The organism is Phreatobacter sp. (assembly GCF_016793595.1).
GTDB lineage: Bacteria > Pseudomonadota > Alphaproteobacteria > Rhizobiales > Phreatobacteraceae > Phreatobacter.
This window is the reverse complement of record NZ_JAEULY010000009.1, coordinates 271,279-287,737: the sequence shown is the minus strand read 5'-3', so window position 1 is coordinate 287,737 and position 16,459 is coordinate 271,279. Positions and strand designations below refer to the sequence as shown.

At 66.8% G+C, this 16,459-nt stretch carries 17 protein-coding genes, 1 tRNA gene and 1 pseudogene; 16 read left to right on the top strand and 3 right to left on the bottom strand.

Translation table 11 applies throughout. The features are described from left to right. The first annotated feature begins 124 nt into the window (after positions 1–124). The 12 genes and pseudogenes from JNK84_RS12400 (at position 125) to JNK84_RS12345 (ending at position 10,112) form a co-directional block, all read left to right on the top strand. Entirely contained in the window at positions 125–2,146 is a 2,022-nt protein-coding gene (locus tag JNK84_RS12400; protein WP_293424491.1) for an acetyl-CoA carboxylase biotin carboxylase subunit, read from the top strand. An 80-nt stretch (positions 2,147–2,226) separates the two neighbouring features. Then, a tRNA-Leu gene (locus JNK84_RS12395) sits at positions 2,227–2,311 on the top strand. A 313-nt stretch (positions 2,312–2,624) separates the two neighbouring features. Next, a complete protein-coding gene (locus tag JNK84_RS12390; protein WP_293424488.1) occupies positions 2,625–3,023 on the top strand; it encodes a hypothetical protein in 399 nt (132 codons plus the stop codon). Between the two features lie 78 nt (positions 3,024–3,101). Continuing rightward, positions 3,102–3,866, top strand: coding sequence for an LEM-3-like GIY-YIG domain-containing protein (locus JNK84_RS12385; protein WP_293424486.1), 765 nt, complete (start codon positions 3,102–3,104; stop codon positions 3,864–3,866). A 154-nt stretch (positions 3,867–4,020) separates the two neighbouring features. Continuing rightward, on the top strand, positions 4,021–4,746 hold the full coding sequence (locus JNK84_RS12380) for an outer membrane protein (RefSeq protein ID WP_293424484.1): 726 nt from the start codon (positions 4,021–4,023) through the stop codon (positions 4,744–4,746). A gap of 279 nt (positions 4,747–5,025) precedes the next feature. Then, positions 5,026–5,399, top strand: a pseudogene (locus JNK84_RS12375) (transposase family protein); the annotation flags it as partial. Between the two features lie 436 nt (positions 5,400–5,835). Beyond that, positions 5,836–5,991 (top strand): hypothetical protein, encoded by a 156-nt coding sequence (locus JNK84_RS12370; RefSeq protein WP_293424483.1) that lies wholly within the window; start codon positions 5,836–5,838, stop codon positions 5,989–5,991. 533 nt (positions 5,992–6,524) lie between these two features. Beyond that, complete coding sequence (locus tag JNK84_RS12365; protein WP_293424482.1) at positions 6,525–7,259, top strand: outer membrane protein; 735 nt, start codon at positions 6,525–6,527, stop codon at positions 7,257–7,259. A 107-nt stretch (positions 7,260–7,366) separates the two neighbouring features. Then, a complete protein-coding gene (locus JNK84_RS12360; RefSeq protein ID WP_293424481.1) occupies positions 7,367–7,702 on the top strand; it encodes a hypothetical protein in 336 nt (111 codons plus the stop codon). 95 nt (positions 7,703–7,797) lie between these two features. Further along, the gene (locus JNK84_RS12355) at positions 7,798–8,145 is read left to right on the top strand and encodes a DUF1330 domain-containing protein (RefSeq protein WP_293424479.1); all 348 of its coding nucleotides are present in this window, start codon (positions 7,798–7,800) and stop codon (positions 8,143–8,145) included. Positions 8,146–8,338: 193 nt separating this feature from the next. After that, positions 8,339–9,076: a ribonuclease activity regulator RraA gene (locus JNK84_RS12350; RefSeq protein WP_293424477.1), complete on the top strand. Its 738-nt coding sequence runs from the start codon at positions 8,339–8,341 to the stop codon at positions 9,074–9,076. Positions 9,077–9,131: 55 nt separating this feature from the next. Further along, the gene (locus JNK84_RS12345) at positions 9,132–10,112 is read left to right on the top strand and encodes a glycoside hydrolase family 25 protein (protein ID WP_293424475.1); all 981 of its coding nucleotides are present in this window, start codon (positions 9,132–9,134) and stop codon (positions 10,110–10,112) included. A gap of 1 nt (position 10,113) precedes the next feature. Here the strand turns inward: JNK84_RS12345 and JNK84_RS12340 are convergent, their stop codons facing one another. Then, complete coding sequence (locus tag JNK84_RS12340; protein ID WP_293424473.1) at positions 10,114–10,587, bottom strand: methyltransferase family protein; 474 nt, start codon at positions 10,585–10,587, stop codon at positions 10,114–10,116. Positions 10,588–10,683: 96 nt separating this feature from the next. Between JNK84_RS12340 and JNK84_RS12335 the strand changes: the two genes are divergently transcribed. Together JNK84_RS12335 and JNK84_RS12330 are read left to right on the top strand one after the other, a co-directional pair. Continuing rightward, a complete protein-coding gene (locus JNK84_RS12335; RefSeq protein ID WP_293424471.1) occupies positions 10,684–11,856 on the top strand; it encodes an isovaleryl-CoA dehydrogenase in 1,173 nt (390 codons plus the stop codon). An 88-nt stretch (positions 11,857–11,944) separates the two neighbouring features. Further along, the gene (locus tag JNK84_RS12330; RefSeq protein ID WP_367272325.1) at positions 11,945–12,775 is read left to right on the top strand and encodes a YdcF family protein; all 831 of its coding nucleotides are present in this window, start codon (positions 11,945–11,947) and stop codon (positions 12,773–12,775) included. 60 nt (positions 12,776–12,835) lie between these two features. Here the strand turns inward: JNK84_RS12330 and JNK84_RS12325 are convergent, their stop codons facing one another. After that, positions 12,836–13,099: a DUF3253 domain-containing protein gene (locus tag JNK84_RS12325; RefSeq protein WP_293424469.1), complete on the bottom strand. Its 264-nt coding sequence runs from the start codon at positions 13,097–13,099 to the stop codon at positions 12,836–12,838. An 82-nt stretch (positions 13,100–13,181) separates the two neighbouring features. Between JNK84_RS12325 and JNK84_RS12320 the strand changes: the two genes are divergently transcribed. Further along, positions 13,182–15,167: a hypothetical protein gene (locus tag JNK84_RS12320; RefSeq protein ID WP_293424467.1), complete on the top strand. Its 1,986-nt coding sequence runs from the start codon at positions 13,182–13,184 to the stop codon at positions 15,165–15,167. On the opposite strand, the gene JNK84_RS12315 is transcribed toward JNK84_RS12320, so the two are convergent. Continuing rightward, the gene (locus JNK84_RS12315) at positions 15,164–15,841 is read right to left on the bottom strand and encodes a DUF599 domain-containing protein (protein ID WP_293424465.1); all 678 of its coding nucleotides are present in this window, start codon (positions 15,839–15,841) and stop codon (positions 15,164–15,166) included. The two genes, JNK84_RS12320 and JNK84_RS12315, sit on opposite strands and share 4 nt — an antisense overlap. Positions 15,842–15,954: 113 nt before the next feature. Between JNK84_RS12315 and JNK84_RS12310 the strand changes: the two genes are divergently transcribed. Then, a complete protein-coding gene (locus JNK84_RS12310; protein ID WP_293424463.1) occupies positions 15,955–16,368 on the top strand; it encodes a rhodanese-like domain-containing protein in 414 nt (137 codons plus the stop codon). Positions 16,369–16,459 lie beyond the last annotated feature (91 nt).

Sequence of the window (16,459 nt, the reverse complement as noted above, 5' to 3'; positions counted from 1 at the left end):
TGCGATACCCTGCGGGCGACCTGAACCGTTTGTCATCCCATTAGCGGAGTGGACGGGCGGGCGGGCCACGCTCTAGAACCCGTCCTTCCGCTCCTTTTGCGTGCTGCCTGAAAGAACTTCCTGCATGTTCAAGAAGATCCTGATCGCCAACCGCGGCGAGATCGCCTGCCGCGTGATCAAGACCGCCAGGAAGATGGGCATTGCGACGGTGGCCGTCTATTCCGACGCCGACCGCGACGCCATGCATGTCGAGATGGCCGACGAGGCCGTGCATATCGGTCCGGCCCCGGCGGCCGAAAGCTACCTGATCATCGACAAGATCATCGCGGCGGCGAAACAGACCGGCGCCGAGGCGATCCATCCCGGCTATGGCTTCCTCTCCGAGCGCGAGGCTTTCGCCCGCGCGCTGGAGGAAAACGGCATCGTCTTCATCGGTCCCAACCCGCACGCCATCGCGGCCATGGGCGACAAGATCGAATCGAAGAAGGCGGCGGCCGCGGCCAAGGTCTCGACCGTGCCGGGCTTCCTCGGCGTGATCGAGGATGCGGCCCATGCGACCCGCATCGCCGACGAGATCGGCTATCCCGTGATGATCAAGGCCTCCGCCGGCGGCGGCGGCAAGGGCATGCGCATCGCCCATTCCGCCGGCGAGGTGGCCGAAGGCTTCGCGCTGGCCAAGTCCGAGGCGAAGTCCTCGTTCGGCGACGACCGCGTCTTCGTCGAGAAGTTCATCGTCAACCCGCGCCACATCGAGATCCAGGTCCTCGGCGACAAGCACGGCAACGTCGTCTATCTCGGCGAGCGCGAGTGCTCGATCCAGCGGCGCAACCAGAAGGTCATCGAGGAAGCGCCGTCGCCGCTTCTGGACGAGGCGACGCGCCGCGCCATGGGCGAGCAGGCCGTCGCCCTCGCCAAGGCTGTGAACTACGACTCGGCCGGCACGGTCGAATTCGTCGCGGGGCAGGACAAGTCGTTCTACTTCCTCGAAATGAACACCCGCCTGCAGGTCGAGCATCCGGTCACCGAGATGATCACCGGCATCGACCTCGTCGAGGAGATGATCCGCGTCGCCTATGGCGAGAAGCTCCGGATCAGCCAGGACAAGGTGAAGCTGAACGGCTGGGCGGTGGAGAGCCGCATCTATGCCGAGGACCCGTTCCGCAACTTCCTGCCCTCCATTGGCCGCCTCGTGACCTACCGTCCGCCCGTCGAGGGCAAGGCGGGCGAGGCCATCGTGCGCAACGATACCGGCGTAGGCGAGGGCGGCGAGATATCGCTCTACTACGACCCGATGATCGCCAAGCTCGTCTCCTGGGCGCCGACCCGCGCCAAGGCCATCGCCGCGCAGGCCGACGCGCTCGACGCCTTCGCCATCGACGGCATTCAGCACAACATCCCGTTCCTCTCGGCGCTGATGCAGCATCCGCGCTGGCAGTCGGGCGAACTCTCGACCGGCTTCATCGCCGAGGAATATCCGGAAGGCTTCAAGCCGCGTGTGCCGGAAGGCGCGGCCGCGGGTGTGATGGCGGCCGTCGCGGCCTTCATCGACCACCTCCAAAACGCGCGGAAGCGCAAGATTTCCGGCCAGATGCGCCAGGGCCACCGTGTCGCCTTCGATCGCGAGCGCGTCGTGCTGCTCGGCGACCAGCGCCACGACGCCGAGGTCATCGACGAGGACGGCCGGATCGCGGTGCGCCTGTTCGACGGACCGGGCGGAACGGAAACCGCGACCCACACGGTGGTCTCGTCCTGGACGCCGGGGCAGCCGGTCTTCTCGGGGCAGGTGGACGGCCAGCCGGTCAACGTGCTGGTGCGCACCGTGCCGAATGGCGTCAGGCTCGCCTATCGCGGCATCGCGGCCACCGCCCACGTCTATACGCGCCGGGAGGCCGAGCTTGCCGCGCTGATGCCGGTCAAGGTCGCCGCCGATTCGGGCAAGAAGCTGACCTGCCCGATGCCGGGCCTCGTCAAATCGATCGCGGTGGCGGTCGGCCAGGAGGTCAAGGCGGGCGAGGCACTCTGCGTCGTCGAGGCCATGAAGATGGAGAACGTGCTGCGCGCCGAGCGCGACGGCAAGGTCAAATCCATCGCCGCCAAGCCCGGCGACAGCCTCGCGGTGGACGCCGTCATCATGGAGTTTGAATGAGGCTTCCCACAGGGTGCCTCTGGCGGCTTGCGGCGCGGGAAACGCTCTGCTAGACAGCCGCCTCGCTGGGCAACCGGCATGCGGTCGTGGCGGAATTGGTAGACGCGCTGCCTTGAGGTGGCAGTTCTTAACCGAGTGGAGGTTCGAGTCCTCTCGACCGCACCAACCCCTCCTAAGTGATTGTTTTCACTTGGGAAGCCGAGGCGAGAGCCGGGGTTTGTGCAAAGAAAAGGCGGGCTCAGGCCCGCCTTTTTCGTTTCTGTCGGTCGGGAGATTCGCGGCAGAACGGCGCTGCGGGTCGGAGATCAGCGCGATGGCGCAATTCGCCAATTTTTTTTGTGCGCGTTCCTGCTGGCGACGCAGCAGGCCCGTGGCTGTGGTGAGTTCTGGTGGCGCACCCGTGACGGTCAGCGGGGTCCGAACGCTGAGTATCTCGTCTACTGCACCCGCGACGGGCGAAGCTGGACAGTGAGACGCGATGCCGAAATACCAACCGTTTGACGTGGGCGTGCCGATCCAAGCCAGCGATAGTGACCTCGTGGGGTTCCAGTGGGAGACCAGAGGCATCCGCGCGGACTTCATCATCCCGCACGACGAGTTCCATCTGCTCCGCATCTCATTCGATCGCCAGTGCATCGTGCGGATTCTGGACGAAATGCCGTTGAGCACAGAGGATGATGTCACGCCGAACGAGGGGCTCGTTTCGGAGCACTTCGCATATCGGATGGAGGGGGCTCTTTTCGCCCGTGTCCAGTCAGAGTTATTCAAGGCGGGGCTTGGGGAGAAGACCCACTACCGGTTCATCACAGGATGGGCCTGCTTGGACGTACTGACCAGCGCGTCTCCATCGTTCTCGATCATTGATCGGTACGATTGAACGGCGGATCGGCGGGTGGCGTGGCGGCGCTGGTGCTGCGGTAGCATTGAGGCGAGGAAACGATTCGAGCGCGCCCGCATGACCGACATCGCGTCCGTCCGGTTCACCCCCGGTGTCGCGGAGAAGCTGGGGTTCTACGTTTATCGGCTGATCGATCCTCGGGACGGTGCGACGTTCTACGTTGGCAAAGGGCAGGGCGAACGGCTGCTGGCGCACGTCCGGGGGGCGCTGACGATCGAGCCCGAAGCGGAGGCGATGCCGGCGAAGATCGAGCGGATTCACGCGATCCGTTCAGCGGGGCTGGAGGTGGGCCACGTGATCCACCGGCATGGCCTCAGCTCGAAAGAAGCGTGTCAGGTCGAGGCGGCGCTGATCCAAGCTTATCCCGATCTGACCAACATCGCTGGGGGCCACCACTCGTTCGACCGTGGGGTTTCGACGCTCCAGCAGATCATCGAGGTGTTCGAGGCTCGCCCGATTGTGCCGCAGCACCGGTTGATGGCGATCATCGTGAACCTGAGCTTTCGGCAGGGATCGCGATCTCCGTACGATGCCACCCGTTTCGATTGGAAGGTGTCGCTCCATCGGGTGCAGAAGATCGAATTTGTGCTGGCGGTGTCGGGTGGGCTGGTTCGTAAGGTCTATCAGCCGACCCGGTGGGCGGAGTCGAACGCGAAGAACTTTCCGGGTCTAACGACCGAACGGTCATCCAAGCGGAAAGCGTTCGACGGGGTGGAGGCCCCAGAGGCGGTGCGGAAACTCTATGTCGGGACGCGGCTGCCGCCGCGCCCGCGCGGAGCGATCTCGCCAATCATCTATCTCGATCCGCATATCTCGAACTGAATAGGAGCGACGCCTCCTGTTCGCCGGAGGCTTCTGCTGTCCGAGTGTGTGGCTTTGGTGTAACAATTGCGAGCGCCGATCGGCGCGGGTATCGACGTAAGCATCTAACTAGAGATTTCATGCTACCTCTGCGTCATCGCATCGGAGGGACTCTATGAAGAAGATTCTACTGGCTACCGCAGCCGTCGCATCGCTCTCCCTCGGCGCGCAAGCCGCCGATCTCGGTGCGGCGCGCGGGCCCGTCGCGGCTTCGGTCTATGCACCCGCCTTCTCGTGGACCGGCTTCTACGCTGGCGCGCAGCTCGGCTACGGATGGGCCCATCAGGGCTGGTCCACCGCTGGTGGCGGCTTCGATAGGCCATGGCGAAGCAATGGCATCTTCGGTGGTGTCCATATCGGCTTCAATTATCAGATCAACATGCTCGTTCTGGGCGTTCAGGCTGAAGCCAACGCCGCGAGCATCGGCGGAACGGTCATCGACGGCGGATCGGGCAGAACCTTCACCGGACGGACGAACGCCTTCGGGTCGCTCGATCTCCGCGCGGGCCTCGCGGTCGATCGTGCGCTGCTGTACGTGATCGGCGGTCTTGCGCTCACGGACAACCGGCATCGCACGTTCCCAACCGGCGGTGGCCCGTTGACGGACGCGACGTTCCGCCAAAATCGCGTCGGCTGGAACATCGGCGCGGGCGTCGAATACGCGTTCGCGCCAAACTGGTCGGCGCGTGTCGAATACCGGTACTACGACTTTGGAAACGCCAGCTATCCCGACACCGGTTCGCTGATCGCGCACTCGCACAAGCACAACATGCACACGGTCCGGCTCGGTCTGAGCTACCTCTTCAGCACCGGTTCGTCTGCGGTCGTTGCGCGGTACTGATCTCTCCGCAGTGCATTTGACTTCTTCACGGCTCGGGCCACCTTCGGGTGGCCCATTTTCGTTGGGCCTCAGTAGACCTCACCCAACGCCTTCAGCTGTTCTGCCGATCGTCACGCGACATCGGTGTTGAACCGAACGATCGATTGCACCGATCGGACACAGCGCCAGTGACGCGCCTCGTTCCGCACTGTCCTCCGGGCCAACTGCCGTTCTGTGGTGATCCCAGCCGTCGGAAGCGGTTCCTCGCAGGCCATCATGGAAGCCGGGACCGAAACCGGTACCCGCACGATCGAGCGTCCGGGCAAGCCGGGCATGATCGTCTCGGACCATGGAACGGAGTTCACCTCGAACGCCATGCTCGCCTGGGCGCAGGAGAACCGGGTCACCTGGCACTTCATCGCGCCGGGCAAGCCCATGCAAAAAGGCTTCTGCGAAAGCTTCAACGGCCGCATGCGCGATGAGCTGCTCAATGAGAGCCTGTTCTTCGGGCTCGATCACGCCAGGATCAGGATCTTGGCCTGGGCTGACGACTCAATCAGCTGCGCCCACACTCGGCGCTCGGATACATCCCGCCGGCGGTCGATGCCGCCAATCTCACCAACACGGCGCAATCCCGCGCAAAACCCGACGAGGCTCTAACCGCGGCTGGATGACAAATCAGTGGCAGGTCAGCACCAACACCATCCGAGAACACCTGAAGGCTGGGGCCGCAGCCTCACCGAACGCGAGGCGTTCGCGTTGGTGGGCGATTGATGCGCTTGGTTCGCCGGCGCCCCGAGAGAGCTCCCGGCGGCCCTGAGCGCTGAGAGGGCCTCCTGGACGGTCTACGGGACGCCGCGCCTTCTCAACCGCCCAGGCATGTGGGAGGGCACCCGCTCCGGCGACCTGAACAGCATGTCGGAGGAGCCTGGGATGCGTGAGGTCGTCGGGGCTTTCCTGTCTGTCACGTGTGCCAGGTCGTCAGCTCACGGCGGCCACGAAGCTTCGTTCGACCGAACCGGTACTTGGGGAGGGTCGCGCAGATAGCTTCCCCTACGGTAGGCTTGCCTATTGGCTCAATGAGCCGTTGGGGTATTGGGGTCGTGAGGCATGCTTGTCCGGATCCTCAACGTCGCTGTCGTCTGCGGGTTGCTGGTTGGGGTCGACTATGCCGTGACAGGAGGCGACTACACCCGCGCGGCGTGGCGGCAGACACAGATGTTCGGCTACACGGTTGACCGCATCTTCTCCCGGTTCAAATCGTAGCGGAGCGTCCGCTTCGTGGACGATGCACGGCGCCAGCCCCTGGCCATGGCCTTCGATGTCTGCCGGCACGACAGGCCAGCGCGCCTCCAGACTCATGACAAGCTGATACCCGCGCCCCGGCAGGCCTCGAGGGGGCGTCGCGGCCATGGATATTGAGACGCTCGTTCTCCTCCTTCGCCACCCATGCCGCTGCCGACGTTTTCGGCATGGCAGCGGTCTCATCGACTGGCGGCGGATCGGCCAGCTTCAACGGCCTCGTTCATCGCACGCGGGATGAACGAGATGGCCGAACTGTTCCGGCGCGAGAACGTCGCGTTGGCGAACGCCGTGCTGCGACCCTGTTTCGCGATCGTGTTCCTGCGGCTCCGGCTCGGAGCAGGAGGCGCCGGTCCGCCGAACGCGACCGACGCCGGGCCGAACTGTGGCTATTTTGCACCGCCGCGACCGAATATGTGGAGACGGTAATTCAGTGACGCTGCCCAAGGCATGGATGATGATAACCCTACGTCATGTATTCGGAGGGAATGATCGACATGAAGAAGCTTATTCTTGCTGGCGCTGCTGTCGCGGCTTTCACCTCGGTTTCGCATGCGGCCGACCTCGGCGTTCCGCGCGGGGCGGTTGCGGCGGTGGTGGTCGCTCCGGCCTATGCCTGGACCGGCTTCTATCTCGGCGCCCATCTCGGCGGCGGCTTTGGTCGGCAGACCTGGGCGGATGTCAGCCTTACGGCCGAGCCTGTCAGCCTGAGGCCCAACGGGGTGCTCGGCGGCGTTCATTTCGGTTACAATTACCAGATCAACAACATCGTGCTGGGCCTCGATGTCGCGCTTTCGGCGGCAAGCCTGCGCGCCAGCGCCGTAAGCGCCTTCAATCCCGCAGTCACCTACGGGACACGCACCAACTTCCTGACCACGGTCACCGGACGGCTCGGCGTCGCCGTCGACCGTGCGCTGCTCTACGTGTCGGCCGGCTACGCGGGCGCCAATATCCAGACGACCGGCGTGAATGCGGGTCTCGACTCCTTCTCCAACAACAACTTCCGCTCGGGCTTCGCCGTGGGTGGTGGCCTGAACTACCAGATCACGCCCAACTGGGTGGCCGGGCTCGACTACAAGTATATCCATCTCGGCAGCGAGAATCGTGCGGGCAACACAGCGCTGGGGGCGCCCTTCACGCAGACGCGCATTCGCACTGAAGTGCACCAGGTCGCGGTCTCCGTCAGCTACCTGTTCTCGACCGGCCCGTCGGCAGTTGTCGCCCGGTACTGATTTTCTGACGCAGTGCATCTTCTTCATGAACTTGGGGCCGCCTTCGGGCGGCCCTTTTTCGTCGTGCCCGGGTTTTCTCCGGTGGGCGGACGGGCGACACTGGCGCCATGCCGCCCCTCGACGTCGCCAAGGTTCTGACCCGCAAACAGGAGCACGAATGCGCGCGGCTCGACGATTTCGAGTTCCGCGTCCGCATCCGCGCGATCCGCCTGCTCGCCGATCACCTCAATGCCCGCCACGGTTTCGATCTCGATGGCGTGGAATGGGCACGGTCGGCGGTCACCGAGCCGGCCGAGGCGACGCTGGAGCGGCTTCATGTGGCGCTGGGTGCCGCTTCGCCCGGCATCGGCGAGATCTGGCGGCAGCACCGGCGGGCAACCGCGCGCGCCTATGAGCAGGTCATTGTCGAGCGCGGCGACCCGTCGCCCTTCCGCATGGCCTGACGGCGGTCCTTACCTCTCGCGTAATCGATTCAGTGCGGGCGGCCCGTCATGGTCCCCTCGGATCCGGCACGGGCCGGACGCCGAGGAGACCACCAATGACCGCCACCAGCCAGTCCGTCCCCGCCTATGCCATCGCCCAGCTGAGGTCCGTGCAGATGGGCCCGCAGATCGTCGAATATCTCCGGCGGATCGATGCGACGCTCACCCCCTTCGGCGGCCGCTTCATCGTCCACGGCGGCAATGTGACCGTGCTGGAAGGCGACTGGAAGGGCGACATTATCGTCATCGCCTTCCCGGACCGCGCCTCGCTCGTCGGATGGTACGGCTCGCCGGCCTACCAGAACATCCTGAGGCTTCGGACGGATTTCTCGGACGGCGTGGTCGTCATCGCCGAGGGTGTTTCGGAGGATCACAAGGCAACCGATGTTCTGGCCGGCATCTGACGCCGAGGTCGCGCCTATTGCGGCCGCCGGCCGATGGGCATCGACGCCTTCGGGGCGATGGGCGGCATCAGGCGGATCGAGCGGCCGTCGCCTGACACGCGCGCCATGCGGCCATGCCGCCCGCCAACTCGACATCGCAGCAGCGCTCGGGCATGAGTGCGACCTGGCATTTCCGCCGTCCCGAGACCGCCCGATGACCCAAGCCCTGCCGAACGTGCCCGTCCTGCCGCTCGATCCCGCCATCAAGACGAAGCTCGAAGGCATCACCACCGCGACGCTCACGACGGTCCTCCTGAAGAAGGGGCTTCGCAAGGTCTGGATGGCCGGCACGACGCCGTTCTGCCATACGGGCAAGCGTCAGGTCGGCCGCGCGTTCACGCTGCGCTTCGTCCCGGCGCGCGAGGATCTGGCGACGCCGGCCAGCTGGGCCTCGCCGATTTCGACCCGCGCCGCCATCGAGGCCATGCCGGACGGCGTGATCGCGGTGATCGACGCCATGGGCTCCAGGGAAGCCGGCGTTTTCGGCGACATCCTCTGCGCGCGCATGAAGAAGCGCGGCGTCGCGGCCCTCGTCACCGATGGCGTCGTGCGCGACGGCGACGGCGTGAAGGGCACGAACCTGCCGGTCTGGTGCTCGGGCGCCTCGGCCCCGGCTTCGGTCGCGGCGCTCACCTTCGTGAGCTGGCAGGAGCCGATCGGCTGCGGCGGCGTCGCGGTGTTCCCGAACGACGTGATCGTCGCCGACGGCGACGGCGCGGTGCTGATCCCGCAGGATCTGCTCGAAGCGGTCGTCGAGGCGGCGGAGGCGCAGGAGCATCTCGAAACCTGGCTCATGCAGCAGGTCGAGAACGGCATTCCGCTGCCCGGCCTCTATCCGCCGAATGCGGAAAACAAGGCTCGTTACGAAAAGGAAACGGGTCGTAAAGCATAAGATGCCGCAGGGGGCTGCCACGCGGCAGCCGCAATTCTCCACCAAAGCGCCACCGATGACGCGACGCTCCATCTCTTTCGCCACCGTGATCCTGATGGGGCTGTCGCTCGCCGCTTGCGGCAGCGTGCCGACCGAAGTGGCCGCCCCGGTGGGCGGCGAGCACCCGTTCCCGACCCTGACGCACACGACCGGCCACCATGCCCATCCCGTGCATGGCATCGACGTGTCGAAATATCAGGGCCAGATCGACTGGGAGCAGGTGAGGGCGGCCGGCGTCTCCTTCGCCTTCATCAAGGCGACCGAGGGCGGCGACCGCGTCGACAGCCGCTTCCAGGAGAACTGGGAGGCCGCGCGCCGCGCCGGCGTGCCGCGCGGCGCCTATCACTTCACCTATTGGTGCCGGCCGATGGCCGACCAGATCGCCTGGTTCAAGCGCCACGTGCCGAACGAGCCGGACGCGCTGCCGCCGGTGCTCGACGTCGAGTGGAATTTCCACTCGCCGACCTGCCCGCGCCGTGTCTCGGTGGATCTCGCCCGTTCCAAGATGCGTGAGTTTTTGCACGCCATGGAGCGGCATTACGGCAAGAAGCCGATCATCTACGCCGACATCACCTTCCATCGCGAGGTGCTGGCCGGCAACGAATTCGCCGAATATCCGTTCTGGGTGCGCTCGGTGCGCACCGTACCGCACGAGCGCTATCCTGGCCGCCGCTGGGCGTTCTGGCAGATCACCGCGACGGGCCGCATCGCCGGCATCAATACGCCGGTGGACCGCAACGTCTTCGCCGGCACGCGCCACCAGTGGCAGCAGATCGCCCAGACCGGCTTCCGCCATCGCGGCCATGGCGGCACGGCGGTCGCCGCGCCGGCTCCCGCGGCTGCCCCCGCCGCCGGCGGAACGGTTCTCGCCTCGTCCGGCACGACGCCGGTGCAGGCGTCCACCGCGACGACCAGCGTGCCGGCTCAGGCCGTGCCGGCCGCCGACGCGCCGGCAATGACCACGGCGCCGGTGCCGGCCGCCCGGCCGCGGTTCTAGCTCACAGCCAGCGCCGGACACGCGCCGAATAGGCGGCCCATTCGGCGGGGAAGCGCGCGGCGAGATGCGCCTCCTCGGGGCGCACGGCGAGCCGGTCCACGAGGACCAGTGCGACGGCCGCCGCCAGCCAGTACCAGGGCGAGCCGGCAATGCCGCCGAAGCCGGCGAGAACCAGCGTATTGCCGATATAGATGGGGTTGCGCGAGACGCCGAACGGCCCGGACGTCACCAGCGCGGTGCTGGGGCGGTTGGGCAGGACCGTTGTTCGCGCGCGCGTCAGGGTGGACGACGACCAGACCATCAGCATCAGCCCGAGGCCGATCATCACCGCGCCCTTGATGCGTATCAGTTCGCGCGGCAGGTCGACGGGGATCGGCGCGTATTCGGCCAGCAGCCAGCCGCCGAGCAGGCAGCCGACATAGATGATCGGCGGCAGGGGCAGGCGGTTCGGGCGATCGTTGGCTGTCTCGCTCATGCTGGTCTCGTTGGCGCGGCCCTCGCCGATCGGGCGATCATGACAGGGTCGGGCGGCCCTTCTATAACGCTGAACATAAGGCTCCGGGAGAATGTCATGCTGAGGAACACGCCGCGCCCCTTCGATTTCGACCTCGGCGAGACCGCCGACATGCTGCGCGACACGGTGTTCAACTTCGCGCAGGCCGAGATCGCGCCGCGCGCCGCCGAAATCGACAAAACCGATCAGTTCCCGATGGACCTCTGGCAGAAGTTCGGCGACCTCGGTCTGCTGGGCATGACGGTTCCGGAGGAGGATGGCGGCACCGGGCTCGGCTATCTCGAGCACTGCATCGCCATGGAGGAGATTTCCAGAGCTTCGGCGTCGGTCGGCCTGTCCTACGGCGCGCACTCCAATCTCTGCGTCAACCAGCTGCGCAAGAACGGCAATGCCGAGCAGAAGAAGCGTTATCTGCCGAAACTGATGAGCGGCGAGCATGTCGGCGCCCTCGCCATGTCGGAGCCCGGGGCGGGTTCGGATGTCGTCTCCATGAAGCTGAAGGCCGAGAAAAAGGGCGACCGCTACGTGCTGAACGGCACGAAGATGTGGATCACCAACGGCCCCGACGCCGACGTGCTGGTCGTCTATGCCAAGACCGATCCGGCGGCCGGCGCGCGCGGCATGACCGCCTTCCTGATCCAGAAGGACTTCAAGGGTTTCTCCTGCGCCCAGAAGCTCGACAAGCTCGGCATGCGCGGCTCGCACACGGGCGAACTGGTCTTCGACAATTGCGAGGTGCCCGAGGAGAACGTGCTCGGCGAGGTTGGACGCGGCGTCAACGTGCTGATGAGCGGCCTCGACTACGAGCGCGCCGTGCTCTCGGCCGGGCCCATCGGCATCATGCAGGCCTGCATGGACGTGGTCATGCCCTATGTCCACGAGAGGAAGCAGTTCGGCCAGCCGATCGGCGAATTCCAGCTCGTGCAGGGCAAGATCGCCGACATGTATGTCTCGATGAACGCCACGCGCGCCTATGTCTACGCGGTGGCGAAAGCCTGTGACCGCGGCCAGACGACCCGCGAGGACGCGGCGGGCGCCATTCTCTACGCCGCCGAAAACGCCACCAAGATGGCGCTGGACGCGATCCAGCTGCTGGGCGGCAACGGCTATATCAACGACTACTCGACCGGCCGCCTGCTGCGCGACGCCAAGCTTTACGAGATCGGCGCGGGGACGAGCGAGATCAGGCGGATGCTGATCGGCCGTGAGCTGTTCGCGAAGACGATGTGAGGGGGCGGGGCTCGCGTCACGCCGCTGAAACGGCCGTCGTCCAGTTCAATCCGGGGCGACGGCACCCGCAGCGCAGGCAACCCGCATCGTGAGCTTTCTCAGCAACCTGTTCTTCTACCTCTCCAAGATCGTCTGGTGGTTCGCGGCTCCCTCCAATGTGCTGATCGGCATGGTGCTCGTCGGCGCGCTGCTGCTGTTCACGCGCTGGAGCCGGGGCGGACGCCGCTTCGTGGTTTTCGGCGCGCTCGGCCTTGCCTTCTGCGGCTTCTCGCCGCTCGGCGTCTGGCTCGCCCGGCCGCTTGAGAACCGCTTTCCCGTCCAGTCGCAGGAAATGCAGCCGCCGACCGGCATCCTTGTCCTCGGCGGCTCCATCGACCAGCTGACCACCGCTGCGCGCGGCGGGCAGGTGACGATGGGCGCGGCTCCCGGCCGCATGACCGAGGCGGTGGCGCTCGCCCGCCGCTACCCTGAGGCGAGGCTGGTCTTCACCGGCGGCTCGTCCGCGCTGCTACGAAGCGACGCGGCCGACGAGGCGCAATCGGCGGCGAAGCTCTTCGCCGAGCTCGGCATCGCGCCGGAGCGCATCACTATCGAGCGCGAAAGCCGCAACACGTTCGAGAACGCGACGCTGACGCGGGAACTGGTGCGGCCGAAGCCCGGCGAGCGCTGGGTGCTGGTGACCTCGGCCTGGCACATGCCGCGCTCGGTCGGCATCTTCCGGCGTGCGGGCTTCGACGTGATCGCCTATCCCACCGACTTCGAGACGCGGAACACCGACCGCGAACTCTGGCGGCCGATCCTGCCGGCCAGCCGTGGCCTCGACCTCGTCGACAGAATCGCGCGCGAATGGCTGGGATTGCTGGCCTACCGCGTCGGCGGGCGCACCGACGCGCTGTTCCCGGCGCCCGACTCGCGTTGAGAGAAAACCTCAAGACCGCGAGCCAAGCGATTCCCTGGACTCGCGAATTGCCCGAAGCCCTCAATCCTCGCGCGGCACGGTGAGCCGATAGACGCCCTTGAATTCGGCGGGATCGACCGGCTTGCCCTTGCGCAGGATGACCAGTCGTCCCTGCTTGGCGAGGCTGACCGCTGCGCGCCGCACAGGCTGCATCAGACCATGCCAGTCGCTACCCCGCGCCGCCGCGACCTGTTTGGCGGGTTCGGAGGGGTCGATGGACTTGGTCGGGCCGCGCGCGCGGGCCAGCGTCAGGATAGCGTCTTCGAGTTCGGATTCGAGGGTCATGCCCCCTCATGCCCGAGTGCCGATACGCCGTCGAGCCCGTCGCGGCATCCGGCGGAAATCCAGATGTGGGACTTACGACCTCATGCTGCTCCGCCTGATCCTTCCCTTGGCGGCCATGATCGCCGCCGCCGCGCCAGCCTCAGCTTTCGAGGCCGGGCGGCCGTTTCTCGACACGCTCGACAATGCCACGCTGCGGGCGCTGGAAGCGCGCGGCTTCGGCATGGCCCGTGCCTTCGGCGTGCCCGGCGCGACCAACGCCGCCCTGTATCAGGCGAGCCCGGCCTACCGGCAGGTCGTCGAGACGGTTTCGGCCGATGTCCGCGAGCTGCGCGCCGACATGGCCGCGACCGGCCGGCCGCTGCACGAGATCACCAGCGCCAATGCCGGGCGGGTCTTCGAGCTGGCGTGGCTGTCGTCGCCCACCGCGCGTTTCGCGCTGGTCGGCGTGGTGGCGCGGCTCGACCGGCGGGATTTCGCCGCCGAGAGCGAGCGCGAGGCGACCTGCGGCGAGATCCGGCTGCTCTACCGTCTCGCCTACAGCTTCCAGCGTGACGGCCGCACCTATGCCTCGCGCATGCCCTTCTCGGTCAACGTCGTCCATGACCTGCCGAAGCCGCCCGGCGGCACCTGCGCCGATGTCGCGCGCGGCCTTGTCGTTCCCCCGAGGCTCGGGGATGCCGCAGCCAAGGCGGCGTGGCTCGCCGGCGACCCTCTGGCGGCGGGCTCGGTGCGCCCGAAGCAGATCGAGATCAACGCCCAGATCGTCCGCTTTCCGTCGGGACAGGAGGTCGCGTTCGGCGGGCAGGCGGCCTACCTCATGCGCGTCTTTGCCGTCGCGGCGAGCGAGGGGGCGGTCGCGCTTACCGACAAGCCGCTGGAGAACACGCCGGACGTGGCGCGGCTGCGGGACGACGCGGCGCTCCGCGACGACCTCGTCGCCTTCCTCAAGGCGCGCACCGGCGAGGTCGAGCAAGGCGTCATCCGCGTGCCCGACCGCTTTCTCGCGACCCGCGTCATGTCCTGGTCCACCTACGGATCGGCTCGTTACGGCAACCGGCCCTATGCGCAGGTCTTCGGCAAGAATGGCGTCGCTTTCGCCGGCCCGGAGTTCGGGTCCGAAGGTCTCGTGCGCTCGGTGCGCGGCTTCATCGAGCGGCTGGACGGCATGACCTGTCAGGGCTGCCACCAGTCGGGCTCCACGGCCGGGTTTCACGTCATCGGCGAGGACGAGCCCGGCATCTCGCCGCTGAACCGGGTGCTGGTCGGCTATTCCCCGCATTTCCACGCGGAGCGTTCACGGCGTGTCGCCTATGCCGATGCCGTGGCGTCCGGCCGCGATCCCGCGCGCTTCCGGCCGCTGCCGGCGGCCCCTCCCGCCGACTGGGCGGGAAACCGGCCGGCCTACCGGCAGGCGACGCTCGGCCAAGCCTGTCTGCCGGCGGTGACGGGGCGCGACATCGGTCAGGGCTGGACCTGCGGCGGCGGGGCGACCTGCACCGTGCTGGCGGAAAACCCTTCCGTCGGCATCGACTACGGCCAGTGCATGATCAACGAGCGAAGCCGGGAGTTTTCGGGGCAGGCGTGCCTTGCTGGCCGCATCGAGCCCTCGTCGGGCATCAGGCCATGGGTCGATCGCTTCACCGTCCTGACCCGGCTGAACGCCCATGCGCCGCGCATCAACCGCGTGGACCATACCTGCCGTCCGCCGGTCGGCGGCACGCCGGCGGGCCTTGCCTATCGTCAGTGCAACGATCAGGACCGCCGCTTCGCCGGCTTCCGTCCGGGCCAGACGCCGCCGGACGACATTTGCGGCTTTGCCGGCGGGCGTGCTTTCGACCTCTGCGTCGCCACCAACGATTTCGCCGGCTGCCTCGGTGGGGCCATCGTGAGGGGAATGCGCGCGACCTGCTCGGCGGAGCGCCTCTGCCGCGAGGATTTCATGTGCCAGGCATTGCCCGCCAATCTGCCCGATATCGGCCGCGTCGCCGGTCTCGGCTACTGCTCGCCGACCTATTTCCTGTTCCAGATGCGCCTCGATGGGCACCCGGACCCGAGGCGTCGTAGTTAAAGCACCGCCTCGCGGCTCTCCGACATGAACTGCCGCCGGTAAAGCACCGCGAAGACCGCCGTCGTGGTCGCGGCGAAGACCAGCGGACCCGCGAACCAGCCGAGATAGCCGAGCGCGAAGAAGAAGGCGCGCTGGCCCCTGTTGAAATGCGCCGCGGCGATGCCGTTGAGCTTGGCGGCGCGGTTTGCCATGGCCTTGGCCTCGTCGCTGGTCCGGCGGTCGCCCTCGGGTGTAGCCCCGATCAGGATGGCGCAGTAGTTGAACACCCGGTAGGCCCAACCGAACTTGAAGAAGGCATAGACGAAGATCACCATCAGCCCGGCGAGCTTCACCTCCCACTGCTGGCGCGAGCCGGCATGGCCGAAGGACAGACCCTGCACCACTTCCAGCGCCCGGTCGGAGGCGTTCATCAGGCCAAGGCAGGCGCCGACCGCGAGCAGCGAGGTGGAGGCGAAGAACGACGAGCCCTGTTGCAGCGTCATGTTGATCTGGGTGTCGACGATGCGGTTGGGCCGCACCAGCATCTCCGCCATCCAGCGGTGCCGGTAGTCGTGCATGATCGCGGTGAGCCCGCGCCGGCGGCCGCCCCAGACCTCGACGATCCAGGCATAGGTCGCCCAGGCGATGGCGAAATAGCCGAAAGCGATGCCGTCGAGGAGCGTCAGGCCAAGCATGAGTTCAATCGGTAGCGCGGGCCGCGCGGCTTCGTCCAGAGCGTCATGCGCCGGCGGGCCTGTGCCGGGCGGCGAGGGCGGTGCTAGGTTCGGCTGAAACAGTGGAGGACGACATGCCCCAGACCATCACGCGCGGCTACAAGGCCATGCTCGACGAGGCCAATCGCGCGGTGAAGACGCTGACCATCGAGGAGGCCAAGGCGCTGCACGGCCGCGACGACGTGGTGCTCGTCGATATCCGCGACCCGCGCGAGCAGGAGCGCGACGGCAAGGTGCCCGGCGCCTTTTCCTGCACGCGGGGCATGCTGGAATTCTGGATCGACCCGGAAAGCCCCTATGCCAAGCCGATCTTCCAGGAGGACAAGCAGTTCGTGTTCTTCTGCGCCGGCGGCCTGCGCTCGGCACTCGCGGCCAAGACCGCGCAGGACATGGGACTGAAGCCTGTCGCCCATGTCGAGGGCGGCTTCGGCGCGTGGAAGAAGACCGGCGGCCCGGTCGAGGCGTGGGTGCCGAAGGCGAAGGCCTGATCGATCAGCGCCGCGAATGGGCCGATCACGGCAATTCGCTGGAGCGGGCAGCGGCTGCCGGGCATCGTGACGCCTCAAAAAAACGGGGGGC

Bases quoted from the DNA above. Each gene is read 5' to 3' on its own strand.
- JNK84_RS12400 (WP_293424491.1), top strand. From the start codon at position 125: ATGTTCAAGAAGATCCTGATCGCCAACCGCGGCGAGATCGCCTGCCGC.
- JNK84_RS12390 (WP_293424488.1), top strand. From the start codon at position 2,625: ATGCCGAAATACCAACCGTTTGACGTGGGCGTGCCGATCCAAGCCAGC.
- JNK84_RS12385 (WP_293424486.1), top strand. From the start codon at position 3,102: ATGACCGACATCGCGTCCGTCCGGTTCACCCCCGGTGTCGCGGAGAAG.
- JNK84_RS12380 (WP_293424484.1), top strand. From the start codon at position 4,021: ATGAAGAAGATTCTACTGGCTACCGCAGCCGTCGCATCGCTCTCCCTC.
- JNK84_RS12370 (WP_293424483.1), top strand. From the start codon at position 5,836: ATGCTTGTCCGGATCCTCAACGTCGCTGTCGTCTGCGGGTTGCTGGTT.
- JNK84_RS12365 (WP_293424482.1), top strand. From the start codon at position 6,525: ATGAAGAAGCTTATTCTTGCTGGCGCTGCTGTCGCGGCTTTCACCTCG.
- JNK84_RS12360 (WP_293424481.1), top strand. From the start codon at position 7,367: ATGCCGCCCCTCGACGTCGCCAAGGTTCTGACCCGCAAACAGGAGCAC.
- JNK84_RS12355 (WP_293424479.1), top strand. From the start codon at position 7,798: ATGACCGCCACCAGCCAGTCCGTCCCCGCCTATGCCATCGCCCAGCTG.
- JNK84_RS12350 (WP_293424477.1), top strand. From the start codon at position 8,339: ATGACCCAAGCCCTGCCGAACGTGCCCGTCCTGCCGCTCGATCCCGCC.
- JNK84_RS12345 (WP_293424475.1), top strand. From the start codon at position 9,132: ATGACGCGACGCTCCATCTCTTTCGCCACCGTGATCCTGATGGGGCTG.
- JNK84_RS12340 (WP_293424473.1), bottom strand. From the start codon at position 10,587: ATGAGCGAGACAGCCAACGATCGCCCGAACCGCCTGCCCCTGCCGCCG.
- JNK84_RS12335 (WP_293424471.1), top strand. From the start codon at position 10,684: ATGCTGAGGAACACGCCGCGCCCCTTCGATTTCGACCTCGGCGAGACC.
- JNK84_RS12325 (WP_293424469.1), bottom strand. From the start codon at position 13,099: ATGACCCTCGAATCCGAACTCGAAGACGCTATCCTGACGCTGGCCCGC.
- JNK84_RS12320 (WP_293424467.1), top strand. From the start codon at position 13,182: ATGCTGCTCCGCCTGATCCTTCCCTTGGCGGCCATGATCGCCGCCGCC.
- JNK84_RS12315 (WP_293424465.1), bottom strand. From the start codon at position 15,841: ATGCTTGGCCTGACGCTCCTCGACGGCATCGCTTTCGGCTATTTCGCC.
- JNK84_RS12310 (WP_293424463.1), top strand. From the start codon at position 15,955: ATGCCCCAGACCATCACGCGCGGCTACAAGGCCATGCTCGACGAGGCC.